The organism is Bifidobacterium sp. ESL0822, from assembly GCF_052606675.1.
The window spans coordinates 466,637-492,819 of sequence record NZ_CP199596.1; the positions used below are offsets into that span (position 1 = coordinate 466,637).

Sequence of the window (26,183 nt, forward strand, 5' to 3'; positions counted from 1 at the left end):
ATGAAAAAGAATGGTGCCGATCGAAGGGATGGAGGCAGTGGGATATGACCAACCGCGCTGAACGTAGGGCGCAGGCCAAGCGGAGCCGCCGTGGCGGCAGCGACGACCGGAGGATGACGGCCAAGGGCAGGGCCGGTGTGATGGACGAGCGGGCCTTGCAGGAGCGCTCCCGCCGACTGGAGGCTGGCCAGGGCGCCGAGTGGAAGCCCACCGGGCACACCGATGACCTGGTGCAGAAGGACTCCGTGGACCCCAACGACCGCAACCCCCGTCTGCTCAGGGCTCCCAGCGGCGTGCGTCAATGGTTGCGAATCCTGGTCTGGGCGCTGATCATCTGCTCCGGCCTGGCCTTCCTGGTCTGCATGTGGCTGCCTCACGTTCCCATCTGGGCCACCATCGCCATCGCGGCGGTCTTCTGCCTGGGCGTACTGGGGCTCTTCCTGGTCGGCGGCAACCGGGACAATCCCCGTCTGGACTCCTACGGAACGGCCCTGTGACCATGACCGAAAGCGTGGCAGAAAAGCGGGCTGTGCTCATGCAGCATGTGGGATTCCGCCGTCAGGGCCGGGTCATTCTCGACGATGTCAATCTTGAGGTGGGTCGCGGGCAGAAGTGGGTGCTCTTCGGGCCCAACGGCGTGGGCAAATCCACCCTGGTGGCCATGATGAGCACCCGAGGCTTCCCCAGCACCGGCAGTGTAGAGATCCTGGGCAACCGGCTGGGCAAGGTGAACGTCTTCTCCTACCGTCACCGGATTGGTCTGGCCTCTGCTGGCCTGGCCAAGACCATTAGCCCTCAGGAGGATCCCTACGACGTGGTGCTGACCGCATTCAGCGATACCACCGGCCGCTGGAGGGAGACCTTCACGGCCGAGCAGGAGGAGGCCACCATGGCCCTGATGGACCGGTTCGGCATCGCCTACCTCAAGGGGAAGCGGATGTACCGACTCTCAGAGGGGGAGCGCGGCCGGGTGCTGATTTGCCGGGCGCTGATGGCCAATCCCGACCTGCTCATCCTGGACGAGCCGACCACCGGTCTGGATCTGGGCGGACGCGAGCTGGTGCTCAGGGCCTTGAGCGATATCGGCCGGGAGGACAGGGACCGCACGGTCATCCTGGTCACCCACCGCCTTGAGGAGATCCCTCTGGGCTTCGATCGGATAGCCATGATGGGACGACGTCCTGTGGACACTGCAGACACGGGCGATCCGGATCCCGGCACCATCGTCTACCAGGGGCCCCTGGAGGATGGGCTGACAGGTCCGCGTCTGAGCGAGCTCTTCGGTCTGGACCTGACCGTGGTCCACCGCGACGGACGTTGGGGTGCCTTCGCCGTCTGAAGGACACTGGCCGCCGACGTTCTGACACGCCCGTATCAGCTCAAGGAATAGGAAATTTGTTCACCAAGGCGCGGGTATAGACTGTTGTGGTTTGTCTGCCCGGGGACCGCGGCAGACCTGTATGCGTGAAGGATGTTGACGTGATCAAGATATGGACCCGCTACCTGCGGCCTTACTGGCTGCAGGTGGCCGTTCTGGTGCTCTTTCAGGTGGCGCAGACGGCCTTGAACCTCTACCTGCCCAACCTGCAGGCGGACATCATCGACAAGGGCGTGGCCGTAGGCGACCAGGATGCCATCTACAGGATCGGCTGGGAGATGATGGGCATCACCGCCATTCAGATCGTGGCCAACGTGGTCGCCGTCTACTGCGCCACCCGGCTGGCCATGAGGATGGGCTATGAGCTGCGCAGGGACCTGTTCGCCTCGGTGGAGGGCTTCAGCCTCAACGAGATCGAGCGCTTCTCGGCAGGTTCCCTGATCACACGCACCACCAACGACGTCCAGCAGATGCAGATGACCACCATGCAGACCCTGATGATCATCCTGCAGGCCCCGGTCATGCTGATCGGCGGGCTGGTTCTGGCCCTGCGCCAGGACGGACCCCTGACCTGGTCACTGGCGGTCATCGTCCCCCTGATCCTGGTGGTGGCCCTGGTGCTCATGGGCAGGATGGGACCCCTGTTCACACGCCTGCAGAACATGCTGGACTCCGTCAACCGCCTGGTCCGCGAGCAGATCTCCGGGGTGAGGGTCATCCGAGCCTTCGTCCGTGAGAAAACCGAGGCCGCCCGCTTCGACAAGGCCAACCGCGACGTTTACGGCGTCCTGATCTCCACCGGTAGGTTGATGAGCATGATGGTGCCGCTCATGTGGTTCCTGCTGAACATGTCCAATGTGGCCATCATGTGGTTCGGCGGCCGCCGCATCGACTCCGGCGCCATGCAGATCGGCGCCCTGCAGGCCTTCATCCAGTACCTGATGATCATCCTGTCAGGTCTGATGATGGCCGCCATGATGTCGGTCATGCTGCCCAGGGCCGCTGTGGCCGCCCGAAGAATCAACGAGGTCCTGGAAGCCACCAGCGAGATCGCCGCTCCTGAGCACCCCTACCGCAACGAGCAGCCCCAGGGGCTGCTGGAGTTCAAGCACGTGGACTTCAGCTACCCGGGCGCCCAGGACCCGGTCCTTTCCGACATCTCCTTCACTGCACGGCCGGGGACCACGACGGCCATCATCGGGGCCACAGGATCCGGCAAGTCCACCATCATCCGGCTGGCCAACCGCATGTTCGACGTCACCAACGGCCAGGTCCTGGTGGATGGACACGACGTGCGCGAGTACGACCCGGACCAGCTGGCCCTGATCTTCGGGCCGGTCCCGCAGAAGGCCACCCTCTTCACAGGCACCATTCGCGACAACATGCACTATGGGGACCCCGACGCCGACGACGACCGCATCTGGGAAGCCTTGCGCATCGCCCAGGCCGAGGATTTCGTCCGAGAGATTCCCGAGGGTCTGGACGCTCGCGTGGCCGAGGGCGGCACTAACTTCTCCGGCGGGCAGAAGCAGCGGCTCTGCATGGCCAGGGCCATTCTGCGCAACCCCCGCATCTACACCTTCGACGACTCCTTCTCCGCGCTGGACATGACCACCGACCGTGCCCTGCATGAGGCCCTGGTGCCGGTCACCCGCGAAGCCACCCAGATTGTGGTAGCCCAGAGGGCGGCATCCATCCGCCAGGCCGACCAGATTCTGGTCCTGGAACGAGGCCGGATCGTCGGCCGGGGCACCCACGACGAGCTCATGGAGGACTGCCCCACCTATCAGGAGATCGTCCAGTCCCAGGGCGGGCAGGGTCCCGACGTGGAAGAGCTCAGCATTGACGAGGGGAGGGCCGAGTAGATGGCCAAGGACTTGAGCACGAATACAGGCTCGCAGGCCGTGGGCGGCCGCCGTCACACCGTGGGCCGGCTGGTCCATTACCTGCTGGCCAGCCCCTGGAGGGTCATCGTCATGGTTCTCGCCGGCATGACCGCCGTTGCCATGATCGTCATCGGCCCCAAGGTCATGGGCGAGGCCACCAACGTCCTTTTCGAGGGACTGTTGGGGTCCATGCTGGTCAAGATGGGCGCCAAGCCCGGCACCCCCAAGCAGGCTGTGGTCACCTACCTGCAGTCCCGAGGGCAGGACAAGTTCGCCCGGATGATCGACTCCATGAACGTCCAGGTGGGCGTGGGCATCGACTGGGGGCGCTTCGGCACCATCCTCATGTTCGTCATCGGCATCTACCTGGTCTCCATCCTGGTCAGGCTGGTGCAGAACTTCCTGATGACCCGGCTGGTCTCCGACGCGGTCTACGCCATGCGCAGGCAGATCGAGGACAAGCTGGACCGGCTGCCCCTGCAGTACTTCGACCGGACCCCGCGCGGCGAGGTCATGAGCCGGACCACCAACGACATCGACAACATCTCGGGCACCCTGCAGCAGATCCTGGGCGAGCTGCTCTTCTCGGTCTTCTCCATCATCGGGGCCTTCATCATGATGCTGACCATCTCGCCCCTGCTGACCCTGATCGCCTTCATCATCATCCCGGTCATGGCCCTGTGCGCGGGCTTCATCCTCAAGAAGACCCAGCCCCAGTTCACCCGGCAGTGGATCCGCACCGGACAGGTCAACAGCCACGTGGAGGAGATGTTCTCCGGCCACATGGTGGTCCGGGCCTTCGGCCACCAGCGCAAGGCCGAGGAGGAGTTCGAGGAGCGCAACCAGGAGCTCTACCAGGCCAGCTTCAAGGCCTCATTCTTCTCCGCACTGGTCACGCCCATGTCAACCTTCTTCGGCAACCTGAGCTTCGTGATCGTGGTCATCATCGGCGGCGTGCATGTGCTCAACGGCAGCATGAGCCTGGGTGGTCTGCAGGCCTTCACCCAGTACACCCGTCAGGCCTCGCAGCCCATCGGCCAGCTGGCCTCCATGGGCACCATGCTCCAGTCCTCCTTGGCCTCCTGCCGCAGGGTCTTCGACTTCCTGGACGAGGTCGAGGAGGTGCCGGACATCGAGCATCCCGACCATCTGGGCCAGGAGACCGGAGGCAAGGTCGAGGGGCACGTCCGCTTCGACCATGTCCGCTTCTCCTACGATCCGGCCGAGCCGTTGATCAAGGATCTGTCCATCGAGGCCAAGCCCGGGCAGACCATCGCCATCGTCGGACCCACCGGGGCGGGCAAGACCACCCTGGTCAACCTGCTCATGCGCTTCTATGAGATCCAGGGCGGGCGCATCACCATAGACGGCGTGGATACCTCCAGGGTGACCCGTCACGACCTGCGCAGCCACTTCGGTATGGTTCTGCAGGACACCTGGCTATTCGACGGGACCGTCCGCGACAACCTGCTCTACGGGCTGGACGAGGGGCAGACCATCCCAGAGCAGACCATGATCGATGGCGCCAAGGCAACGCATGTGGACGAGTTCATCCGCAAGCTGCCTAAGGGCTACGACACCGTCCTCAATGAGGACAGCAGCGAGCTCAGCCAGGGCGAACGCCAGCTGATGACCATCTGCCGGGCTTTCCTGTCTGATCCCGACATCCTGATCCTGGACGAGGCCACATCCTCGGTGGACACCAGGACCGAGCTGCTGGTCCAACAGGCCATGAACACCCTGCGCAAGGGCAGGACCTCCTTCGTCATCGCGCACAGGCTGTCCACCATCCGCGATGCCGACCTGATCCTGGTGGTCAACCACGGCTCGGTGGTCGAGCAGGGCACCCACGACCAGCTGCTGGAGCGCGGCGGCGCTTATGCCTCCCTCTACAACTCCCAGTTCACCAAGGGTGAGGAGGGCTGAGAAGGCATGAGCCTGAGACGCGGTCCGCTGAGCGTAGGGGAGCGGGTCCAATTGACTGATAGGCGTGGTCGCAAGCTGACGGTCATGCTGGAACCAGGCGGCCTGACCCAAACGGATCATGGCCTCTTGCCGCACGAGGCCATGATCGGCCTGCCCGAGGGATCCGTAGTGGTGACCATCTCGGCAGACAAGTGGCGCCGGATGCGTCACAATCAGGATGCCGGCACTGACACAGAGGCGCCTGACAGGGCCAAGCCCTGGAAGTCCTCGCGTAGCATCGGAGGATGGGCCTTCACCGTTATGCGTCCCAGGCTGGAGGACTACATTCTCTCCATGCCTCGCGGCGCCCAGATCATGTACCCCAAGGATGTGGCCAGAGTCATACTCTTGGGGGACATCCGTCCTGGCATGAGGGTGTTGGAGTCGGGAGCCGGGTCAGGGGCCATGAGTCTGGGCATACTGGATGCCGTTGGCACGGAGGGGAAGCTGACCAGTATCGAGCGGCGGGAGGAGTTCGCCCGGGTGGCCATGGGCAACGCGACGGTCTTCTTTGGGCAGCGCCCTGCCCAGTGGGACCTGCGTACCGGCGACTTTGACACCGTTGCGGCCGACCTGCCCGAGGACGGATTCGACCGTATTGTTCTGGACATGCTCGACCCCTGGAACCGTCTGGGGCAGGCCTATCGGGTCATGGCCCCCGGCGGCGTGCTGACCGCCTACGTGACCACCACCACCCAACTCAGCCGACTGGCCGAGGCCCTGCGCGCCGATGGCCGATGGACCGAGCCTGAGATCATGGAGAGCCTGGAACGCTCCTGGAAGGCCGACGGCCTGGCGGTCCGCCCCGAGCATGAGATGATCGGGCACACCGGTTTCCTCTTGATCAGCAGGGCCATGGCTCCCGGCCAGGAGGCTCTGCGCAAGCATATCCGGGCTACCAAGGACTACAAGACCGACGTGGATCAGGGACGGCGGCCTGCCACGAGCAGCGGCTCCGGTCAGAAGCGCGACATGGAGGACCTGGAGGATCTCGAGGATCTGGAGCTGCGCCGGGTCTCCGACCGCAAGCTGCGCAAGGTGTTGCGCGACCTTGACCACCAGGTGCGCACCCTGCGGGGCGGGGAGGGTCAGGAAGACTGATTACACATGACCGGCGTATCCTCCGGGCTCTGCCATAATGGAAATGGCGACTGATGAGATCGTCGGGAAAGGAAGTATGCATGGGTTTGCGAAAGGGTCTGAAGGTTGAGGATCTGCGGCGGTGCAGCCGAACCCTCATGCTCATGCGTCACGCCAAGACCGAACGCCAGGGGTCACAGGGCGATCGCAGCCGTCAGCTGACCGACCGTGGCCAGCGGCAGGCCCGGACCATGGGCCGTGGATTGACCGCTCTGGGCCTGGTGCCCGACCGCATCATCTGCTCGGGTGCGCCTCGGGCCCGTCAGACCCTGGACGGCATGCTCAAGCCCCTGGGGGATGGGCCGCGGGTCGATTACCGGGAATCCCTCTATGAATCCGGCATGCAGGCGGTCTTCGACCAGTTGGCGCAGACCGAGGACCGTGACCGCCGGGTCCTCATCCTGGGTCATGAGCCCACCATGTCTATCTGCTCACAGTGGCTGGCCGAGGACAACTCCGACCCCGACCTTTTGGACCTGCTCAATCTAGGACTCCCTCCGGCCACTATGGTCGTGCTGGGGTCTGAGCGACCATTGACCGACTGGGGAACCCACCAGGCCCGTTTGCTTGGTATTCTTGGGCCCCAGGATCTTGAAGACTGACCGGAAGAACAAGCCGTGGAAATCCTCTATAGGCAGTCTTAGCGACCGGTAATCCCGTGGCTGCGGTTATGTCGTTATCGATTCAGGTTATGGCGACACCTTATTTGCACCAATTACCCGCCTCACCCCACCGCTGATAGGCTGACCGAAGACATCAGGACGAAACTGGGAGGTTTCATGGCAGCGATTACATCCGTGTCCGGGTTCCCGCGCATCGGTGCGCATCGTGAACTCAAGAGGGCCATCGAGGGCTACTGGAAGGGCGAACGGAATCTGGAGGAGGTCCGGCGCACGGCCGCCGACCTGCGCTCCAGGCACTGGCAGCTTCAGCAGGAGGCCGGCGTCGACCTGATTCCCGTCAATGATTTCAGCTACTACGACCAGGTCCTGGATACTTCCATCCTCTTAGGCGTCGTGCCGGAGCGCTATCGGAAGCTGGGCCTGGGTCCCGAAGACATCCTCTTCGCCATGGGCCGCGGCTACCAGGGGGAGCAGGGTGACGTGACCGCCCTGCCCATGAAGAAGTGGTTCACCACCAATTACCACTACCTGGTTCCCGAGATCGATCAGAACACCAAAATCGCCCTTGAAGGAGACAAGCCCTTCAAGGAGTTCCAGGAGGCGCGCGAGCAGGGCATCGCCGCCAAGCCGGTGCTGATCGGCCCCTATACCTTCCTCAAGCTGGCACGCGGCCCCCAGGGCGAGCTGCTGGATCCTGACCCGGCACTGGTCCGGGACCTGGCCAAGGCCTATGCGACCATTCTGGAGCGGTTCATCAGCCTTGGCGCCGACTGGGTACAGCTGGACGAGCCCTACCTGGTTCTGGACAAGGAACAGGGCGACCTGGACCTCTTTGGAACTCTTTATGAGCCAATCCTCAATGCCCGCGAGAGTGACCAAGGCAAGGTCCGTATTCTGCTCAACACCTACTTCGGCCATGTGGGCGACTGTTACGACCGGCTTGCTGAACTGGGCTTCGACGGGATCGGTCTTGATCTGGTCGAGGGCAGGGATGAGAATCTGGCGGCCCTCAAGGAGCACGGCGTGCCCGAGGGAACCACCATCTTCGCCGGCCTGGTCAACGGACGCAACATTTGGCGCAATGACTACGCGGTCAGCCTGGGCCTTCTGGATGCCCTGCACCAGGTGACCTCGAATGTGGTGGTTTCCACCGCATGTTCCCTCCTGCATGTGCCCTACACCGTGGCCGACGAGGATGGGCTGGATGCCGACACCGTGCGGCCCCACTTCGCCTTCGCCCTGGAGAAGCTGGGCGAACTGCACGACCTGGCCCGGCTGGCCGATGCCGATGAGGACCAGCGTCGCTCCAGCAAGGCCCTTGCCGATAACCAGAAGCTCTTCGATGGCAGCCGCGTCCAGCCCGACCCCCAGGTGCAGCAGCGCCTGGCCGGCCTTAAGGACGAGGACTTTGTGCGCACCCCGGCCCGGCCCGAGCGCCAGAGGATCCAGGCACAGGAGCTGGGTCTGCCCCTGCTGCCCACCACCACCATCGGCTCCTTCCCCCAGACCGCCGAGGTCCGCGCCGAGCGGGCCCGCCTGCGCAAGAAGGAGATCAGCCAGGAGGACTACGACGACTTCATCGCCCGCAAGATCGACCAGGTCATCGACCACCAGGAGCAGATCGGCCTGGACGTTCTGGTCCACGGCGAGTTCGAGCGCAACGACATGGTCGAGTACTTCGGCCAGAACCTCAAGGGCTACCTGTTCACCCGGAATGCCTGGGTTCAGTCCTATGGCACCCGCTGCGTCAAGCCTCCCATCGTCTGGGGGGACATCTCCCGCGCCCGGCCCATCACCGTGCGCTGGTCCTCGTACGCCCAGTCCCGCACCAACCATGTGGTCAAGGGCATGCTGACCGGTCCGGTGACCATCCTCAACTGGTCCTGGCCCCGCGAGGACATCGATCACAAGCAGCAGACCCGACAACTGGCCCTGGCCATCCGTGACGAGGTCCTGGATCTGGAGGCTGCGGGCATCCGCATCATCCAAATCGACGAGGCCGCCCTGCGCGAGAAGCTGCCGCTGAGGCGCTCCGACTGGCACAGCCGATACCTGGACTGGGCCATTCCCGCCTTCCGGCTGGTCCATTCCGGGGTCAAACCCACTACCCAGATTCACACCCACATGTGCTACTCGGAGTTCAACGACATCATCAAGGACATTGATGCCATGGACGCCGATGTGATCTCCTTCGAAGCCTCCCGCTCCGATCTGACCGTACTGGATGCCATCCAGGAGGCCAAGTTCGAGACTGAGGCAGGCCCCGGAGTCTACGACATCCACTCGCCCCGCATCCCCTCCACCGAGGAGATCGTGGACCGGATCCACGCCATCCTGAAGAAGCTGGATGCGGCCAAGGTCTGGATCAACCCCGACTGCGGATTGAAAACCAGAGGGGACAAGGAGACCTGGCCCAGCCTGGAGCACATGGTGGCCGCCGCCCATCAGGTGCGTGCGGATCTATCGTCCAGTCAGGAGTCGGATCATGCATGAGCCTATCTTTTCCCTGGAGGTCTTTCCCCCCAAGCGCGATGCCCCGGTGGGCACCATCTATGACACCTTGGATGGACTGGAAGGGTTGATGCCCGACTTCATCTCGGTGACCTACGGGACCGGCCGGCGTTCGGACCGCACGGCCACGGCCCGCATAGCCAAGACCATCCATACCGAGTACGGCATCCCTGCCGTGGCGCACTTGACCGCCCAGTACGCGGACCGCCAGGTGATCGACCAGGCACTGGACATGTTCGACGATGCAGGTGTGGCAGCGGTGCTGGCCCTGCGAGGCGACAGCGTGGAGGGCCGTGAGCCTGCCGGGGTCTTCGAGCATGCCAGCGACCTTGCCGCCTACATCCGGTCCCGTCGGCCCAACCTGTCTATATACGGGGCCTGTTATCCTGAGACCCATCCGGAGGCCGCCTCGCCCGAGGAGGACATTGAGAATCTGCGAATCAAGGTGGATTCCGGCGTGGATCATCTGGTTTCGCAACTCTTCTACGACAATGCTGATTTTCTGGACTTCCTGGACCGGGCACGGGCAGCCGGCATCCAGGTGCCCATTGAGGCCGGCATCATGCCCATCACCAACGAGGGCCAGGTACGGCACATGAGCGAGGTCTGCAAGGCGCGGATCCCGGCTGCGGTCGAGTCCATCCTGGAACGTTGGGGCGACGACCGGGCCAGCCTGCGCGAGGCGGGCATCATATACGCCTCACAGCAGATCGCCGACCTGGTGGCCCATGGGGTGGATGGCATCCACCTTTACTCCATGAACCATTCCGGCGTCACCAGGCGCATCTGGCACAACGTCCGTCACCTCTTCCGGCAGGTAGGCGCCAACTCAGAGTCCTCCAGTGATAAGAGTTGACGGCATAAAAGCGGTGTATTGTGCCCCGCATTGATGATCGAGCGAGCGTGGTTCTCAACTTTCAGTTGTGCTTCGTCCTCAATCGTCATTGCGGGGTCTCAGCCATGGCAGAGCTTTGAGCGCGGCTTTGTGCAACGGCGGTATCATGCCAATCAACAGCCCAAGGATCATCCCTCCGATGGTTATCCAGGAGGCCAGATCATGCCCCAGCAGAATGAGCATCACCACCAGGCCGACACCGACCAGGGGTAGGACCGGTGTCCAGCGTTGCTGCGAATCGGTCAGTCGGTCGTTTTTCTTCGGTAGAAGTCCGCATATCAGCCCCCATGCCAATCCTATCAAGACACAGACGATGGTCAGTAGGGTATCGGTCAGCTGCATTCCAGGGTTCCTTCGTACATGATTGCCCGGGTAAGGCCTTTCTGGAGCCGCGTATGACTGCTATGCGTGCGAAAACCGCGAAAACGTCCAACAAATCGTGGCAGACCGGAGAATGACGCGGCCCTGGTACGCATGCGTTTGATGTAGTTGAGCGTCTTGGCGGACTGCATGACGGACAAGGCGGCATTTCATGCATTCCAGGTCAGCTCCTCTACGATGATCGACCTGCGGACTTGTTCGCACATCAATGTGTTCGTGGACGCTATAGACAGCTATCATAGCCGCCACAGAGCGGAATCGATAATGGACGGCGGGCAGGGAGCACCTCCATGGAAACGATGGTGTCAGGGAAAAGCATGTGTTGAAGAGTCTCCCCATGGGGATTTGGAAACACGTCCCAGGTCGCGCTCAGGGTACCTCCCAGCACCACTACCTGGGGATTCGTCGCGTTGTCGATGCGAATGGCGGAGTCGCCTATGCTCCGCCGGCATTGGCTATCGTATCCTCTCTCTGACTGAAGCGGTGCGGGAAGGCAGCAAGTTCCATGACCCAACCTGATCTTCACCATATACTGCGTATTCCGGGAGTGCCACAGGGGCTGACGACCCGTCACCCCTATAATGCCTGTACCGGTTCCGGGGCATCAGAGTCGTCGCGGAACCTGAGCAAAGGCAGGGGATGAGTCATGGAAGATCCGGCGCAACCGACCACTTCGACCCTGATACACCTTGGGTTGCACGACCTGGACAAGGCCCGGTTCCGGCTGGATCGGCTTGCCCGTCTGGTTGACGATCAGGAGCTGGAACAAACCCTGGTCCAGAGCCTCGACCAGGCCTGTGATCCTGACGAAGCCCTTGCTGGGCTGATACGAATTCTGGAGCAGTTTCCGCAGGGAGACCGGCCGGGCTTTCTGGCCGGATCCCCGCAGGAAATTCAAGAGGCGGCCCAGTCACTGATCAGGGTGCTGGGGGCCTCGGAGGCCATGGGCCGACTGATGCGCTCGCGGCCGGAGTTGGTAGAGGCGGCCGCCAAAGACCCCGACCACCTTGCTGACTGCACGGCGGAAACCAGGCAGAAGCGGGTTCTTGACGCCTTGGACAAGGTGGAGACAAATTCGGACTCAGAGCCCCCGCTGGTGGCCTATGCCGATGCACTGCGGTTCGAATACCGGCTGCAGCTGGCTGCCGTCATGGCCCGGGACCTGGCATCTGAGGATCCCCTGGAGCTGGAGCCAGAAATCAGCCGGGCCCTGTCGGACATGGCCGACGCTGCACTGCAAGGGGCTCTGAGCATCGCCAGTCGTCAGATTCCCAATGCGGATTCATGCCGTCTGACCGTCATTGGCATGGGCAAGCTCGGTGCCCAGGAGCTCAACTACGTATCCGATGTGGACCTCATGTACATAGTGGAGCCTGCCTCGGGGGTGGATACGAACGGGGCCGATCCCATTGCCGTGGGCACTGCCATGGCCGTCCTCCTGCAGCGGGTCTGCCAGGCGGTCATTCCCGGATCGACTGAGCCGCCGCTTTGGAAGGTTGATACCGCCCTGCGGCCCGAGGGACGTGACGGCCCCCTGGTGCGCCGTCTGGCCTCTTACGCCGACTACTATGCCCAATGGGCCGAAAATTGGGAGTTCCAGGCCCTGCTCAAGGCCCGTCCGGTCGCTGGCGACAAGGCCCTGGGCCAGGACTATTCGTCCATGATCGCCCCCCTGGTCTGGGGTGCCTGCCAGCGTCCCAACTTCGTCTACGACTGTCAGAGGATGCGCCAGCGGGTTGAGCGGCTGATACCGGAGGATCGCAAGGAGCGTGAGATCAAGCTGGGCCGGGGAGGGCTGCGGGACGTTGAATTCACCGTTCAGATGCTCCAGCTGGTCCATGGTTCCAGCGATGTCGATCTGCGTTGTCCGGCGACGCTTGATGCCCTGCAGGCATTGTCCAAGGGCGGCTACATTTCACGTAAACACGGCGACCAGCTGGACCATGACTACCGGTTCGAGCGGGTCATGGAGCATCGCCTGCAGATGTGGCAGCTGCGTCGCACCCATCTCTTCCCGAAAATCAACCGTTCAGGCACCCTTGGTCAGCGGCCGCCCAGCCTTGAGGAACTGGAGAGCAACCGCGATCTGCGACGGCTGGCCCGAGCCTTCGGCCTGCATGCCGACCAGATGCTGGCCCAATACCAGGCCACCAGGATCGAGGTACGCAACCTTCATCAGGCCATCTACTTCCGCCCCATGCTGCCCATCAACGCCCAGGTGGACGAGGACGAAGTCAGTCTGCGCCCCCAGGCGGCCCGCGCACGGTTCGCATCCATTGGTTTTGCCGACCCCGATGCAGCCATTCGCCACGTCACGGCCCTGACCACAGGGGTCACCCGCTCGGCGCGGATCAACCGCATTCTCATGCCCGCCGTTCTCCAGTGGCTGGGGGAGGGACAGGATCCGGACATGGGACTCCTGGGCTGGCGAACCCTGGAGGAACATTTCGGCGGCAAGAGCACCTATCTGGGCTTCCTGCGGGACTCCGCCTCGGCCGCCCGCCGCCTATGCCACATCCTGTCCAACTCCCGCTACCTGTCCGGCGCCCTGGCCCGGTCCGTCCAGTCGGTGACCTGGCTGGGGCATGACCAGGACATGATCCCCCGTGATCGGAACACCTTGGACAAGCGGACCGCAGCTTATCGAACCCGGCATGCGGACTCGCTTGAGGAGTTCGCCACCGCGGTGCGGGCCATGCGCCGCCAGGAGATCGAACGGATCGGGCTGGGCTGGATGAGCGGGGTGGACGATCAGCAGGCCTGCCTGGCGGGCATGTCCGATGTCTACGATGCGGCCATTGACGCGGCCTTGGACTGGGCCGTGAATCACCGTCTGGGGCAGACAGGTTCGGGTGACGAAGAACCGCGTCAAGCGCCGGCAGAAATGGCCTTGATTGCAATGGGTCGCTACGGTGGCCGGGAGGTCAATTTCAACTCGGATGCCGACATCATGCTGGTCTACCGCCCTGCATCAGGCGCCGACCAGGACCAGGCTGCCGAATTCGCCCGTGGAGTGACCGCGGATCTGCGGGCAGTCCTGGCCGGGCCGGCCAGCCTGGAGCCCGGTATCGACCTGGACTTTGACCTGCGCCCTGAAGGACGTCAGGGGCCTCTGGTGCGTTCGTTTGACTCCTACCAGCGCTACTACCGCGAATGGTCGGAAACCTGGGAACATCAGGCCTTGATCCGGGCCAGATTCGCAGCAGGGAACGCCGGCTTGGCCAAGGACTTTTTGGAGGGTATAGCCAATCCGCTTCGCTACCCTCAGCAGCCGCCCAATGAGGAGGAGCTGGGGCAGATCCGCCGTCTCAAGGCCAGGATGGAGGCGGAGCGGTTGCCACGCGGCGTGCGTCGGGATCGGCATCTGAAGCTGGGGCGGGGAGGGCTGTCCGACGTGGAGTGGACGGTTCAGCTCCTCCAGCTGCGTCACGCCCACGATCTGCCTGAGCTACAGGTCACCGGCACGCTGACCGCCCTGGACGCCCTGGAGACTGCGGGACTTATCGAGGCCAAGGATGCCAAGGCCCTGCGCCGCAGCTGGGTGCTCTGCACCGCAGCCCGCAACGCCAACTTCCTCTGGTCCGGACGTGTCCTGCAGGCGGACATTCTGCCGGACGACGGGCAGGTGCTGGGGGGTATAGCGGTCTGCCTGGGCTATCCGGCCCACCGAGGCCAGAGCTTCGTCAACGAGCTGCTGGCGGCCATGCGCCGCTGCAGGCAGGTCATGGAACGACTCTTCTACGGGAGCTGACCCTGGGTCCATCCGGGGTCGTATGCTTGTTCAGGTCACATAAGGTGGCCACCTTGAGGAAGGTGAGCCGTTGTCCCAACAAGTTGATCACGCATCCAACACCTCTTCCGCCGTCGATTCTCGTTCCGGCCCCGCAAATACCGTTCCGCTTCGTGGGCGAAGTGTGGTGACCCTCGACGACATTCCCATGACCCAGATCCTGGACCTGCTGGATCGTGCGGCCTACATCGACACCCACCGCCGCCAGGTGGCCCACACCTGCGACGGCCGGGTCCTGGCCACGCTCTTCTATGAACCCAGCACCCGCACCCGGCTCAGCTTCGAGACGGCCATGCTCCGTCTGGGTGGCCAGGTCATTGGATTCGCCGGGGCCCAGCTGGCCAGCGTCTCCAAGGGGGAGTCCATCAGCGACACCCTGAAGACCGTCTCCAACTACGCCGACATCGTGGCCATCCGGCACCCCAAGGAGGGGGCCGCCCTGGTGGCATCCAAGGCAGCCACGGTCCCGGTCATCAACGCCGGCGACGGCGGACACATGCACCCGACCCAGACCCTGACCGACCTGGCCACCATCCGCGCCCGCAAGGGTCGGCTGAACCACCTGGCCATCGGCCTGTGCGGGGATCTGACCTTCGGCCGCACCGTCCACTCCCTGATCACCACCCTCTGCCGCCTGGGCCACGTGGACTTCGTCCTGATCAGTCCCGACGAGCTGCGCACCCCGGAATACGTCCTGGAGAGGATTCGCTCCTCGGCCGACTGTACCTACCGGGAGACCGGGGACCTGAACGGGGTCATCGGCGACCTGGATGTGCTCTACATGACCCGTGTCCAGCAGGAGCGCTTCTTCAACGAGGACGACTACCTGCGTCTGCGCGACACCTACATTCTGAATGCCGACAAGCTTAGGGCTGCGCGCCCCGACATGGCCATCCTCCACCCCCTGCCCAGGGTCAATGAGATCGCCGTGGAGGTGGACGATGATCCGCGTGCGGCCTACTTCCAGCAGGTTCGCAACGGCATGCTGGTCAGAATGGCCCTGGAGAGCGCCCTGCTGGGTGACGAGCTGCCCGGTTACCGCGAGCGGAAGGAGGTGGCGGCATGAAGGTCACCAGCATTGTCGACGGCATCATCATCGACCATGTCCGTGCGGGTACAGCCCTGAAGGTGCTGCACTACCTGCGTGTGGACCCGGCGAAGACGCGGCTGGCCCTGATCATGAACACCGATAGTCGCAAGTACGGGTCCAAGGACATCATCAAGATCGAGCAGACCGGGGATCTGGATCTGACCGCCCTGGGATTCATCGCCCCCGAGGCCACCGTCGATGTGGTGCGACAGGGCAGGATCGTCAGCAAGCATCAGCCGGACCGCCCCAACCATCTGGTCAACGTCATCACCTGCGTCAACCCTCGTTGCGTCACCACGGTGGAGACCGGCGTGGATCAGCGCTTCCACCTGGACGCTGTCGGGGTCTACCGCTGCGACTACTGCGACGAGAAGGCTGAAGACTGACATGCGGCTGCTGGGGTTGACTGATTGGCGCAGCGGCAGGGCAGCCGATCTGGTGCTTCCCCAGGCGGTTGACAGCAGACTGATTGACGAGACCGGCGCCATGTCGGCAGATGTGGACCGGGTAGATGCTTCGGGGCTGGTGCTGGCCCCGGCACTGGTCGATCCGCATGTCCACCTGCGGGACCCCGGTCAGACCGACAAGGAGGACATGGTCACCGGCACAGCCGCCGCAGCGGCCGGAGGCTACGGGCTGATACTGCTCATGCCCAACACCCAACCTGCCATGGACGGCCAGGCGAGAATGGCTGACGGGTGCACGGTCATCGACTACCTGGAATCCTACGAGCGCGACCACGGGCTGAGCCTGCCGGTGGACTACGCCCTCTGTGTGGCCGCCACCATGGACCGGGCCGGCCGTCAGGCCTCAAACCCGAACGACTGGTCGGGGCACCTGCCCGGCCACGGATGGGCACACCCCGTAGTGGCCATCAGCGACGACGGATCGGCAGTAACCAACCAAACCCTGGAGGCTGTGGCCGCCAACGCAAGGGCTTTCGACCTGCCCATCCTGGATCACTGCGAACACCACGAGCACGGTCAGGTCAACCTGGGTACCATCAGCCGCCAGCTGGGACTGGAAGGGATTCCCGCCTCAACCGAGACCGCCATCATCAATCGCGACATCGAACAGGCGGAACGCACCGGCACCAGGGTGCATCTGCAGCATGTCAGCACTACCGGGGGATTCGAAGCCGTCCGACGGGCCAAGGCCCGTGGTCTGCCGGTCACCTGCGAGACCGCGCCCCACTATCTGGCCCTCTGTGACGAGGACCTGCTGCGCTGCGGCAGCATGGCCAAGATGAACCCTCCGCTGCGCTCCCGCGCCGACCAACAGGCTGCGCTTGAGGCCGTAGCCGACGGTACTGTGGACATGATCGCCACCGACCACGCCCCGCATACTCTTGCCGAGAAAGCGCTGGGGCTCAAGGACGCACCCAATGGCATCGTCGGCCTGGAGACTGCCTATGCGGTCTGCAACCAGGTCCTGGTCAAGAGCGGGCTCATCAGCCATGACCGCCTGATCGAGCTCATGTCCCTGGCTCCGGCCGAACTCATGGGCATGCATCGACTCCTGCCTGAAGACCTGTCCTCGCACAAGGCAAACAGGGGCTGTAAGGCCGGTCATCTGCAGCTGGAGGCCGACCGGCGCAGGGACACCGGCCAGCCGCCCGTCGATCTGGTCATCTTGGACCCTGATGCCAAGTGGAAGGTTGATCCCAGCCGCTTCCATTCCAAGGCACGGAACACCCCCTTCGCCGGGGCGGAATTGTCCGGCCGGGTCATGGCCACCATCAAGGATGGGCGTCTGGTCTTCTCCCGGCTGCCCGCAAGCCGCGTCATCACCAGGGAAAGGATCTGAGCATGGACCGACTGACCGCGCTCATTCAGGACAAGCACAATCCGACCGTGGTCGGTCTGGATCCGCGACCGGAACTGCTGCCCAGCCAGCTGATCGAACAGGCCAGACAGCGCGCAGCCGGGAGCATGGCCCAGATGGGTCTGGACCCTAAGGACCCGCAGCAGACCCAAGACGAGCAAGCCCAGGCTGTCTGGGCGGACCACCTGGCCCGGGCCTATCTGCGCTTCAACCTGGCCATCCTGGAGGGCGTTGCCGAGCTGGTGCCTGCAGTCAAGCCCCAGATTGCCATGTACGAGGCCCTTGGACCCTGGGGCATCAGGGCCTACACCGGCACCTGCCGGGCTGCGGCAGACCGTGGCCTCTACGTCATCGGGGATGTCAAGCGCGGTGACATCGGATCAACCGCCGAAGCCTACGCCGCCCACCTGGACGGGCTTCCCTTGCCCTTCAATCCTGGACAGACAATGGGTGGGCCGACCCGAGCAGGCGGGAGGTTCCCCTGGTACGAGGATGCCCTGACAATCAATGTCTACCTGGGCTCCGACGGGGTGGAACCCTTCCTGCAGGCGGCCGAGCAGATTCAGGGTGACCTCTTCGCCCTGGTACGCACCTCCAACCCCTCAGGCAGCCAGATCCAGGAGCTGGGCCTGGACGCCGACTCGGGTGGCGGCACCATCTACCAGCACCTGGGTGACTTGGTCGAATCCTGGGGGCGGACCTCCATCGGCGAATCAGGATACTCCAGACTTGGAGCCGTGGTCGGTGCCACCCACCCCGAGGACGGAGCCCTTTTGCGCCGGGCCATGCCCCACACCTTCTTCCTGGTCCCCGGCTACGGAGCCCAGGGCGGTTCGGCGGCCGACGTGGCACCCATGTTCGACCGGTGCGGCGGCGGCGCTGTGGTCAACTCCTCCCGGGGGATCATCGCAGCATGGCGGAAGGATCCGGACTACAGCCCGCGGCTCAGCGTTCAGGCGGCCCTTGGCATGGTCACCAGCGATGCCCGCCAAGCCGCACAGGCCATGAAGGACGCTCTCAATCAGGCGATCAAGGAGGCCCGATGAAACCCAACCTCTTCATATCCACCAGCCGGGTGGAGGATCAGGCCCGACAGGCAGGCCGGATGCCCGGACGCCGCACGGCCCAGGTCACCGGCATGGAGCCCTTGGACCGGCAGGTCTGGCGGATGACCATCCAAGACCCCTACCTGGCAGCCCACGCCCCGGCAGGAGCCTTCATCAACCTCTACTCGGCCGATTGCATGACCATGATGCCCAGACCCTTCGGTATCAGCCGAGTTCTGGATGGCGAGCAGATTGAGATCATCTTCGCCGTAGTTGGCCAGGGGACCTATGAATTCTCCCGCCTGCAGCCAGGCATGGCTGTGGACCTGCTGGGACCCCTGGGCCATGGCTTCGACCTGGAGAAGCCGGCTCATTATCTGCTGGTGGGCGGCGGCCTGGGCGTTCCTCCGCTGATCCGCGCAGCGCAGTGCCTTCAAGGCCGGTCCGGTGTGCGCACCACCGCCCTGCTGGGCTACCGGGACCATCGGTTCGCCGATGCCATCATGGGCTCGCTGACCGATCAGCTGGAGTCCATCGACAACGCCTCCGGGGATGTCATAACCCTCTTGGATCGGGTTCGCGGCGACATCGATCCCGAGCGGACCATCATCCTGACCTGCGGACCCCTGCCCATGATGCGGGCCGTGGCCGCCTGGGCCCGCCAGACCGGCCTGCCCGCACAGTGCTGCATGGAGTCCCGTATGGGTTGTGGCTACGGCACCTGCGTGGCCTGCACGGTCGACACCGTGGACGGCAGGCTCAAGGTCTGCAAGGACGGCCCGGTCTTTGCCGCCGACCGTCTGATCTGGGATGCAGGCGAGGACAAGAAGGAGGCACGATGAGCGGGCTGACAATCATGGACCCTCTGGAGCCGCACGCCTGGCGGCATGGCACTGTTGTGGCCGGCACGCCCTGGAAGAATCCGGTGGGCACGGCCTCGGGCACCTTCAACCTGGATGCATGCGGCGACTATTACGACGTCTCCCAGATGGGCGCCATCTCCACCAAGGGGGTTTCGCCGGTACCCTGGGAAGGCAACCCCACGCCCAGGACAGCCGAGAGCCCCGCCGGCATGGTCAACTCCGTGGGGCTGCAGAACCCGGGCGTGGACCATTACCTGGTGGACGAACTGCCCAGGCTCAAGGCCCTGGGAGCCAACGTGGTCACCAATGTGGCCGGCCACAGCGACGAGGACTATGCCACAGTCGTGGAACGGCTGGCCGACTCCCCGGCTGACATGCTGGAGATCAACGTCTCCTGCCCCAACGTCTCACATGGTGGAATGTCCGTAGGCACCGACGCCAAGGCCCTGAACCGGCTGATCACCAGGCTGCGGGGTCTGACCGACAAGCCCATGGTGGTCAAGCTGACCCCCAACGTCACCGATATCGTGGAAGTGGCCAAGGCGGCCGTCGATGGGGGAGCGGATGCCCTCAGCCTGATCAACACCCTGGTGGGCATGCGCATCGACATCAACACAGGCAGGCCCATCCTGGCCCAGGGCACCGGCGGCGTCTCCGGCCCCTGCATCCTGCCCATAGCTCTGTCCTTCGTCTGGCGGGTGCGCCAGGCACTGCCCGAGGTTCCCATCATCGGCATCGGGGGCATCGACTCGGGACGCACGGCCTTGGAATTCCTCTATGCCGGAGCCAACGCCGTGGAGGTCGGGGCTGCGGCCCTGGTGGATCCTGTGGCGCCCATGAGGGTGGCCCGGGAGCTGGACGATCTGTTGGACGAGCGGCCCAAGCTGGCCGATTTGCTCAGGAAAGGGGAGTGCTGGCGATGAGCGCATCCGCAGCAGAAAACAAAGCCGAGCATGACGGTGATACACAGGAGCAGACCCGCCGCATCCAGGAGGGCTTCACCAGCTTCCTGCTGCAAAGCGGAGCGCTCAAGTTCGGTGACTTCACCCTGAAGTCGGGGCGGCGCTCGCCCTACTTCATCAACGCCGGGGCCTTCAACGACGGACGGCTGATCGCCCTGCTGGGTGAGTTCTACGCCCGGACCATCGTGCAGGCTGTGCAGCAGGGGACCCTGCCCGCCGACATCGACACGGTATTCGGTCCGGCCTACAAGGGGATCCCCCTGGCCGTTTCCACCGCCATCGCACTGAGCGGGGCGCATGGCATGCCGGTCGGCTACACCTTTGACCGCAAGGAGGTCAAGGACCACGGCGACGGAGGGCTCATGGTCGGCACCCAGCTCAGGGATGGCATGAGGGTGCTGTTGGTAGATGACGTCATGACCGCCGGGACCGCGGTCCGCCAGGTGGTGCCCAAGATCATGTCCCAGGCCAAGGTGACCATCGTCGGCCTGGTGCTCTCCGTGGATCGGATGGAGCGTACCGGACAGGGCCAAGGCTCGGCTGTCGAATCCATTATGGACGAATTCCACTTCCCGGTCATCAGCATCGTCAACGTCCGCCAGATCTTCGACGCGGCCGCCTCCATGAAAGGCCCGGACGGGTCGCCCATTCTGGATCAGCGCACGGCCGATGCCGCCAGGGACTATCTGGAGCGCTACGGGGCCTGAGCAAGTGACCAGCTCATATCGGCGCACATTCTCCGGACGGTCATCCCGTCGGCCGACCCTCGTGTAGATTGGTAAAGGTCCGGCGGGCAGGCCGACGGATCATCATCGCAAGGAAGGCCATGGATCATGACAAAACCTCTGGAGCAGAACGGTCATGAGGAACCGGACCGGACTGGGGACGACGCGGTGAATGCGGCGGAGCCTGCCGTTTCGGCCACAGCAACTGACACAGCGGACTCTTTGCAGGCTGCAGAACCTGCAGGCCAGCCTCAAGAGAGCGAGCCTGAAGAAAGCACACCTGCACAGCTCTCGCGGAGGCTTCCGTTGACACTGGTGGCAGTGGCTCTTGTGTTGGTGCTTGCGGCAGGCTTATACATGCTGTGGGCCGATCATTCAGCAGGCGGCCAGTCAGCCCAAAAGCCTTCATCAGGAGCCTCGGCCGCGCAAATCAGCCAGGGTCCCAGCGGGGATGCCAAGGCCTACAAGGCCCTGCAGGAGGTCACCGTCAAGCCATCGGTGGCCGACGATCAGGGAGGGCTGACCGTTTCATCCAAGGGGGTCGGCAACAAGAAGAAGGTTGCTGATGCACCTACTATTGAGATCTTCATGGACCCCATGTGCCCCTGGTGCGGCAAGGTGGGCCGGGTCATCGATCCCCAGCTGCAGCGCATGATCAGCGCCGGCCAAATCAACGTCACCTACAACTTTCTGAACTTCCTTGATTCGGCCTCCAGCGACCAGTATTCCAGCCGCGTGGACAACGCCTTGGCCATGGTGGCCCAGGAGGATCCGGACCATCTGCCGGCCTTCGCTGCCGCCGTCTTCGCCTCCGACTTCCAGCCCGATGAAAGCTCCTATCAGGCGGTCTCTGACGCTCGACTGGCCGACAAGGCCGTGGGGGTAGGGGTCCCTAGGTCTCTGGCAGACCGTTTCGCCCAGGGAACCTACAGGCCATGGGTGGACAAGGTCAACGCCTACGCCATCACCCGCAAGGACGCCAAGGATGCCAAGGGGGAGTTTTCGACCCCCACCATCATGATCAATGGCAAGGTCTGGGATCTGACCGCAGCCGCAAAGAGCCAGGGCGGACTGGAACATCTGGACCGGGCCCTGCTCAAGGCCCTGGGACTCAAATCGCAGGATGTGGGCCACCAGGGGAAGATGCCCTCCATCGGAGCCCAAGGAAAAGCGCTGAAACCCGAATAAGCAGCAACGACAAACAGCTGCTGACCAGCGGCGCAATTCAACCATCGCCGCTCTGAATTCAGCTGTTGCCTCTATGCCTGCCTGGCTCCTGCTCGCCTGGCTCCTGCTCGCCTGGCTCCTGCTCGATCAGCGAGTATCCGTGGCTGGACACCACCTGGCGCAGCTTGTCCAGGTAGAGTTCGGCGGCATGGGACAGCTTGGTCCGACTGTTCACGATCCAGCCCACAAGCATGGATTCATCCGACTCCAGGGGGACGCTAACGATCTTCTCGTTGTTCAGGTCCTCGTTGTCGATGCCGGTGCAGACCGTGTAGGCGTTCAGCCCGACGATGAAGTTGAGCATGGTTGCCCGGTCGCTCACGGTGATCTGCTTGGGGGAGTAGTCGGGCCAGACAGCCTCCTCGGCAAAGTAGAAGGAGCCTTCTTCGCCCTGCTCATACTGCAGGAAGGGGTAGGGCTCCAGATCCTTCATGGTCACCATGGCCCGATCGGCCAGCGGATTGGTCCGGGCGATGAAGACATGCAGGTCCGCCCGGAAAAGAGGGTGGAAGTCCAGGTGCTTCTCGCGGAGCATCTTGGACAGAACCCGTTTGTTGAAGTCGGATTCGTAGATGATGCCGATTTCGGACTGGAGGGTGGCCACCTGGTCGATGATGTCCCTGGTGCGCGTCTCACGTATGGTGAATTCGTATTCGTCCGAATCGATGGAGTTGATCATCTCCACGAATGCTTCGACTGCGAACATGTAGTGCTGCGTGGAGACCCGGCAAAGCTGCTTGCGGGGCCTGACCTGTCGGTAGCGGGCCTCCAGAAGGTCGGTCTGGTCCAGTATCTGACGGGCGTAGGTCAGGAATTCCGCCCCGTCCACGGTCAGAGCGATCCCCTGGGAATGACGGGTGAAGATCTCGATTCCCAGCTCGTTCTCCAGCTCCTTGACCGATGAGCTCAGGGCAGGCTGGGAGATGTAGAGCTCATGCGAGGCCTCGTTCATGGAACCGCATTCGACAATCTTGACGATGTAGCGCAGTTGGAGCAGTGTCATACAAGCCAATCTATACCCAAGGCCCTATCGGCCCAGGGCTGCAGTTTCAGCCATGCCCTGGGCCGCGGCCTCCTGATCGAGATAGCGCCCCGGACCCAGGACCTGGGGGTTGCCGTCTTCATCGGTCTCAAAACTGTATACCATGGGGACGCCGGTGGGGACATTGATGGATTGGATGTCCTTATCGTCAACGTCCTCGAGAACCTTGATCAGGCTGCGGACCACCGAGCCGTGGGTGACGATGAGCAGATTCCGTCCTTGCGCCAGGTTGGGGGCTATTCGGCTACGCCAGTAAGGATGCAGACGTTTCGACAGATCCTTGAGGCACTCGGCGCGGATGTCTGCCGGATTCCGACCGTCCAGCCCGTCGCCCATGGCTGGGCCATAGCGCGGATCCCGTCCCTGGAAGTAGGGTGACTCGGTTTCGATGGCCGGAGGCCGAACATCGTAGGAACGCCGGAAGATGTCGAATTGATGCTGACCGTAACGTTCAAGCATTGCCGGTCGCGTCTGCCCCTGGAAGGCGCCATAGTGGCGTTCGTTCAACCTCCAGGTGCGCTCCACCGGAATCCAGGCCCGACCAACCAGATCCAGCACAGTGTTGGCAGTGACTATGCTGCGGGTCAGCAAAGATGTGAAGACCAGGTCGGGCAGCAGGCCTGATTCCTTGAGCAGCCGTCCGGCATGGCGGGCCTGTCGCAGTCCGCGTTCCGTCAGGGGCACGTCCACCCAACCGGCGAAACGGTTGACCGACTTCTGGGTCCAGACGCTTTCCCCGTGACGCATGACGATGAGTTGCGAGGTCACCAAATCGACTCCTTTTCTGATGACGTGTTTTTAGAACCAGAGCGAGCTGTTCTCGAAGAAGAGGGAGGCATCGTCCCCATCCTGTGCGGATTGCTCGATAGGGTCAGTGGTCCCCTCGGCCCTTGACATCACCAGACCTATGGCCCTGGGGAGGGCATCGGCCACCTGCCCGGCACGGATTGGCTGTCCTATGAGTCCTGTAGCAAATCCATGACCTTCCGGTTGGTCGTCCTCTGTTACCAGATCCACGAAATCCTGGGGCTTGCGCGGGTCGAAGATCAACGGCTGCTCCCAGCCGGTCTGCCTGCCGCCACTGGCCAGGGAACCGGCAAGCCCGTGCAGGAAGGCCGCGGCAACCGTCAGATCCACCATCAGCGTGGCATCATCCTGGATTGGGCCGGCGTTCTGGGCCAGCATGGCCCCGATGGTTCCGGAGAGCACGTCTCCCGATCCGGCTGTGGACAGCCAGGCTGGGCCAAAACCAGTCGTCATGACGCGGGGACGGTCGGTGCCGTCCTCGCCGACGACCAGCGTGATGGCTCCCTTGAGCAGAATGGTGGCCCCGGTAAGCTGACAGGCTCGAATAGCCCAGTGCAGGGGTTCGGCCATGACCTGGTCGCCGTCCACGTTCTCGCCATGTGAATTGAGCAGAGCGGCCATTTCACCAGCATGTGGGGTCAGCACCGTGCGCGGGCCCAGCCGGTCCGGCAGCAGATCCAAAGCACCGGCGTCCACTACCACCGGCGGGTCGGCTGCTGCTTCATCCTCGTCCAGGTCGGCGGCCTGACGGCTGAGTATATCGGCAATCAGATCCCGCTGACCGTCCTGGCCTTCAGGTCCGGCGGCCTCCTGGGCCTGCCCGGTGGGTACACCAGAGCCCAGCACCCAGGATTCAACCCTTCCCCGGCCCAGGACTGTCTCAGGCAGCTCCTGCAGGATCAAGTCACCCACCTGTTCGGGGCCGCAGTAGCGGATCATGCCCACGTTGCCTCTGGCAGCAGCCTTGCTGGAGAGCAATCCTGCGCCATGGTAGAGGGCGGATCCGGTGACCAGGCCGACCACGCCCCGGCTGTACTTGGTGTCATCCACCCGTGGCGCCCGCAGGAGACTGGCGCATTCTTCCGCGCTCATACAGGAGACGCTGGGGACCAGGGCCGAGGTGTCAAAACCGAAGTCCACCAGGACGATTCTGCCGCAGACGTAGGCGGCCGGGGGCAGCATCAGACAGGGTTTCATGGCTCCCATGGTTACGGTCACATCCGCCGGGATGTAGGCGCCGGGCAGGGTACCCTCGTCCACATCCAAGCCGGAGGGGGTATCCACGGCCAGGACCAGTGGCCCATCCTGACTGGCGGGGTCGTGCCAGGCGGGCCTGTCGGGCAGACCGCTCTCCATGCCCAGTTCTGCGGCCAGAGCGGCGGGAATGCCGCGCAGCGCCCCCTTGAGGCCGATCCCGGTCATGGCATCGATAATCAGATCCGCCTGTCTGCACAGTTCCAGGGCCTGATCCAGCTCCTCGGATGCCTGGTCCGGTCCGGAGGGGGTCTCACAGCCGGGGATGGCCGCCTGGGGGTCCAGGGCCGTGACTACTCCGCCGGCACGCAGTAGGGCGTCCAACCCGCCCTGGTGCAGGCTTCGACCGGTTGCCACCACGGTCACATCGGCCCCATGTCCGGCCAGGTCAGCCGAGGCATAGAGACCGTCGCCGCCATTGTTGCCGGCCCCCGCCAGCAGAACGATTCTGGCGCCTGCAGGCTCCAGCCCGGCCTGGGTCAGCATGACGTCGGCCACGGAGGCCAGGGATCCGGCGGCGACACGCATCAGGGGCACCCCGTCATCCAAAAACGGCTGCTCCAATGATCTGATCATATCGGCGGAATAGGCGCTGGTGGCCAGGGTCCGGCGGGCTTCGCGTCGTTCATCTGGTGACGGCTTCATGGCATCACACCCCTCATTCAACAGGTCCACGTTCGGCGGCGTGGCCGGCTACGTGCTGGTTCCACTCTATCCGATGGCCATGTCCTGCAAGCGTTATAAGGTCTGCCTATTTAAGAGGGCAGGAAAGGA

At 63.7% G+C, this 26,183-nt stretch carries 21 protein-coding genes; 17 read left to right on the top strand and 4 right to left on the bottom strand.

Annotation, left to right across the window (positions count from 1 at the left end; translation table 11 throughout):
* The first annotated feature begins 44 nt into the window (after nucleotides 1–44).
* The 8 genes from ACUIAF_RS01905 to metF all read left to right on the top strand — a co-directional run bounded on the left by ACUIAF_RS01905 (nucleotide 45) and on the right by metF (nucleotide 10,359).
* Nucleotides 45–497: a hypothetical protein gene (locus tag ACUIAF_RS01905; RefSeq protein WP_029678776.1), complete on the top strand. Its 453-nt coding sequence runs from the start codon at nucleotides 45–47 to the stop codon at nucleotides 495–497.
* Between the two features lie 2 nt (nucleotides 498–499).
* Nucleotides 500–1,339 carry an ABC transporter ATP-binding protein gene (locus ACUIAF_RS01910; protein ID WP_198216189.1) on the top strand — a complete coding sequence of 280 codons (840 nt, stop codon included), beginning with the start codon at nucleotides 500–502 and terminating at the stop codon, nucleotides 1,337–1,339.
* Nucleotides 1,340–1,464: 125 nt separating this feature from the next.
* Nucleotides 1,465–3,243: an ABC transporter ATP-binding protein gene (locus ACUIAF_RS01915; protein WP_445338855.1), complete on the top strand. Its 1,779-nt coding sequence runs from the start codon at nucleotides 1,465–1,467 to the stop codon at nucleotides 3,241–3,243.
* The gene (locus ACUIAF_RS01920; protein WP_445338856.1) at nucleotides 3,244–5,190 is read left to right on the top strand and encodes an ABC transporter ATP-binding protein; all 1,947 of its coding nucleotides are present in this window, start codon (nucleotides 3,244–3,246) and stop codon (nucleotides 5,188–5,190) included.
* Nucleotides 5,191–5,196: 6 nt separating this feature from the next.
* On the top strand, nucleotides 5,197–6,330 hold the full coding sequence (locus ACUIAF_RS01925; RefSeq protein WP_445338857.1) for a tRNA (adenine-N1)-methyltransferase: 1,134 nt from the start codon (nucleotides 5,197–5,199) through the stop codon (nucleotides 6,328–6,330).
* Between the two features lie 80 nt (nucleotides 6,331–6,410).
* Nucleotides 6,411–6,971 carry a SixA phosphatase family protein gene (locus tag ACUIAF_RS01930; RefSeq protein WP_110417234.1) on the top strand — a complete coding sequence of 187 codons (561 nt, stop codon included), beginning with the start codon at nucleotides 6,411–6,413 and terminating at the stop codon, nucleotides 6,969–6,971.
* A 177-nt stretch (nucleotides 6,972–7,148) separates the two neighbouring features.
* Nucleotides 7,149–9,485, top strand: a complete 2,337-nt coding sequence (metE, locus tag ACUIAF_RS01935) for a 5-methyltetrahydropteroyltriglutamate--homocysteine S-methyltransferase (protein ID WP_445338858.1) — start codon at nucleotides 7,149–7,151, stop codon at nucleotides 9,483–9,485.
* Nucleotides 9,478–10,359, top strand: coding sequence for a methylenetetrahydrofolate reductase [NAD(P)H] (gene metF / locus ACUIAF_RS01940; RefSeq protein WP_110417232.1), 882 nt, complete (start codon nucleotides 9,478–9,480; stop codon nucleotides 10,357–10,359). Before metE ends, metF begins: the two co-directional genes overlap by 8 nt.
* Before the next feature lie 78 nt (nucleotides 10,360–10,437).
* Here metF and ACUIAF_RS01945 read toward each other — a convergent pair whose 3' ends face one another.
* Nucleotides 10,438–10,740 (bottom strand): hypothetical protein, encoded by a 303-nt coding sequence (locus tag ACUIAF_RS01945; protein ID WP_445338859.1) that lies wholly within the window; start codon nucleotides 10,738–10,740, stop codon nucleotides 10,438–10,440.
* 685 nt (nucleotides 10,741–11,425) lie between these two features.
* Here ACUIAF_RS01945 and ACUIAF_RS01950 point away from each other — a divergent pair.
* The 9 genes from ACUIAF_RS01950 (at nucleotide 11,426) to ACUIAF_RS01990 (ending at nucleotide 22,267) form a co-directional block, all read left to right on the top strand.
* Nucleotides 11,426–14,530: a bifunctional [glutamine synthetase] adenylyltransferase/[glutamine synthetase]-adenylyl-L-tyrosine phosphorylase gene (locus ACUIAF_RS01950; RefSeq protein ID WP_445338860.1), complete on the top strand. Its 3,105-nt coding sequence runs from the start codon at nucleotides 11,426–11,428 to the stop codon at nucleotides 14,528–14,530.
* 187 nt (nucleotides 14,531–14,717) lie between these two features.
* Nucleotides 14,718–15,635: an aspartate carbamoyltransferase gene (gene pyrB, locus ACUIAF_RS01955; RefSeq protein WP_044091054.1), complete on the top strand. Its 918-nt coding sequence runs from the start codon at nucleotides 14,718–14,720 to the stop codon at nucleotides 15,633–15,635.
* The gene (locus ACUIAF_RS01960; protein ID WP_445338861.1) at nucleotides 15,632–16,045 is read left to right on the top strand and encodes an aspartate carbamoyltransferase regulatory subunit; all 414 of its coding nucleotides are present in this window, start codon (nucleotides 15,632–15,634) and stop codon (nucleotides 16,043–16,045) included. Before pyrB ends, ACUIAF_RS01960 begins: the two co-directional genes overlap by 4 nt.
* 1 nt (nucleotide 16,046) lies before the next feature.
* Nucleotides 16,047–17,465 (top strand): dihydroorotase, encoded by a 1,419-nt coding sequence (locus tag ACUIAF_RS01965; protein WP_445338862.1) that lies wholly within the window; start codon nucleotides 16,047–16,049, stop codon nucleotides 17,463–17,465.
* A 2-nt stretch (nucleotides 17,466–17,467) separates the two neighbouring features.
* On the top strand, nucleotides 17,468–18,529 hold the full coding sequence (gene pyrF, locus ACUIAF_RS01970) for an orotidine-5'-phosphate decarboxylase (protein ID WP_445338863.1): 1,062 nt from the start codon (nucleotides 17,468–17,470) through the stop codon (nucleotides 18,527–18,529).
* The gene (locus ACUIAF_RS01975; RefSeq protein WP_445338864.1) at nucleotides 18,526–19,371 is read left to right on the top strand and encodes an iron-sulfur cluster-binding protein; all 846 of its coding nucleotides are present in this window, start codon (nucleotides 18,526–18,528) and stop codon (nucleotides 19,369–19,371) included. The genes pyrF and ACUIAF_RS01975 overlap by 4 nt, the downstream gene beginning before the upstream one ends.
* Complete coding sequence (locus ACUIAF_RS01980) at nucleotides 19,368–20,315, top strand: dihydroorotate dehydrogenase (RefSeq protein WP_313841954.1); 948 nt, start codon at nucleotides 19,368–19,370, stop codon at nucleotides 20,313–20,315. The genes ACUIAF_RS01975 and ACUIAF_RS01980 overlap by 4 nt, the downstream gene beginning before the upstream one ends.
* On the top strand, nucleotides 20,312–21,061 hold the full coding sequence (gene pyrE / locus ACUIAF_RS01985) for an orotate phosphoribosyltransferase (protein WP_445338865.1): 750 nt from the start codon (nucleotides 20,312–20,314) through the stop codon (nucleotides 21,059–21,061). The genes ACUIAF_RS01980 and pyrE overlap by 4 nt, the downstream gene beginning before the upstream one ends.
* A gap of 126 nt (nucleotides 21,062–21,187) precedes the next feature.
* A complete protein-coding gene (locus tag ACUIAF_RS01990; protein ID WP_445338866.1) occupies nucleotides 21,188–22,267 on the top strand; it encodes a DsbA family protein in 1,080 nt (359 codons plus the stop codon).
* 58 nt (nucleotides 22,268–22,325) lie between these two features.
* On the opposite strand, the gene ACUIAF_RS01995 is transcribed toward ACUIAF_RS01990, so the two are convergent.
* From ACUIAF_RS01995 to ACUIAF_RS02005, 3 genes are read right to left on the bottom strand one after another with little or no spacing between them, the layout of a single operon-like run.
* Nucleotides 22,326–23,309 carry a LysR family transcriptional regulator gene (locus tag ACUIAF_RS01995; RefSeq protein WP_445338867.1) on the bottom strand — a complete coding sequence of 328 codons (984 nt, stop codon included), beginning with the start codon at nucleotides 23,307–23,309 and terminating at the stop codon, nucleotides 22,326–22,328.
* 24 nt (nucleotides 23,310–23,333) lie between these two features.
* Nucleotides 23,334–24,116: a 2,3-bisphosphoglycerate-dependent phosphoglycerate mutase gene (locus tag ACUIAF_RS02000; protein WP_445338868.1), complete on the bottom strand. Its 783-nt coding sequence runs from the start codon at nucleotides 24,114–24,116 to the stop codon at nucleotides 23,334–23,336.
* 30 nt (nucleotides 24,117–24,146) lie between these two features.
* Entirely contained in the window at nucleotides 24,147–26,054 is a 1,908-nt protein-coding gene (locus ACUIAF_RS02005; RefSeq protein WP_445338869.1) for a bifunctional ADP-dependent NAD(P)H-hydrate dehydratase/NAD(P)H-hydrate epimerase, read from the bottom strand.
* Nucleotides 26,055–26,183: the final 129 nt, after the last annotated feature.

Coding starts and splice junctions, on each gene's coding strand:
- ACUIAF_RS01995 (WP_445338867.1), bottom strand. CDS start 23,309: ATGACACTGCTCCAACTGCGCTACATCGTCAAGATTGTCGAATGCGGT.
- metF (WP_110417232.1), top strand. CDS start 9,478: ATGCATGAGCCTATCTTTTCCCTGGAGGTCTTTCCCCCCAAGCGCGAT.
- ACUIAF_RS02005 (WP_445338869.1), bottom strand. CDS start 26,054: ATGAAGCCGTCACCAGATGAACGACGCGAAGCCCGCCGGACCCTGGCC.
- ACUIAF_RS01965 (WP_445338862.1), top strand. CDS start 16,047: ATGCGGCTGCTGGGGTTGACTGATTGGCGCAGCGGCAGGGCAGCCGAT.
- pyrE (WP_445338865.1), top strand. CDS start 20,312: ATGAGCGCATCCGCAGCAGAAAACAAAGCCGAGCATGACGGTGATACA.
- ACUIAF_RS01945 (WP_445338859.1), bottom strand. CDS start 10,740: ATGCAGCTGACCGATACCCTACTGACCATCGTCTGTGTCTTGATAGGA.
- ACUIAF_RS01960 (WP_445338861.1), top strand. CDS start 15,632: ATGAAGGTCACCAGCATTGTCGACGGCATCATCATCGACCATGTCCGT.
- metE (WP_445338858.1), top strand. CDS start 7,149: ATGGCAGCGATTACATCCGTGTCCGGGTTCCCGCGCATCGGTGCGCAT.
- ACUIAF_RS01930 (WP_110417234.1), top strand. CDS start 6,411: ATGGGTTTGCGAAAGGGTCTGAAGGTTGAGGATCTGCGGCGGTGCAGC.
- ACUIAF_RS01910 (WP_198216189.1), top strand. CDS start 500: ATGACCGAAAGCGTGGCAGAAAAGCGGGCTGTGCTCATGCAGCATGTG.
- ACUIAF_RS01905 (WP_029678776.1), top strand. CDS start 45: ATGACCAACCGCGCTGAACGTAGGGCGCAGGCCAAGCGGAGCCGCCGT.
- ACUIAF_RS01920 (WP_445338856.1), top strand. CDS start 3,244: ATGGCCAAGGACTTGAGCACGAATACAGGCTCGCAGGCCGTGGGCGGC.
- ACUIAF_RS01980 (WP_313841954.1), top strand. CDS start 19,368: ATGAGCGGGCTGACAATCATGGACCCTCTGGAGCCGCACGCCTGGCGG.
- pyrF (WP_445338863.1), top strand. CDS start 17,468: ATGGACCGACTGACCGCGCTCATTCAGGACAAGCACAATCCGACCGTG.
- pyrB (WP_044091054.1), top strand. CDS start 14,718: ATGACCCAGATCCTGGACCTGCTGGATCGTGCGGCCTACATCGACACC.
- ACUIAF_RS01990 (WP_445338866.1), top strand. CDS start 21,188: ATGACAAAACCTCTGGAGCAGAACGGTCATGAGGAACCGGACCGGACT.
- ACUIAF_RS01925 (WP_445338857.1), top strand. CDS start 5,197: ATGAGCCTGAGACGCGGTCCGCTGAGCGTAGGGGAGCGGGTCCAATTG.
- ACUIAF_RS01975 (WP_445338864.1), top strand. CDS start 18,526: ATGAAACCCAACCTCTTCATATCCACCAGCCGGGTGGAGGATCAGGCC.
- ACUIAF_RS01950 (WP_445338860.1), top strand. CDS start 11,426: ATGGAAGATCCGGCGCAACCGACCACTTCGACCCTGATACACCTTGGG.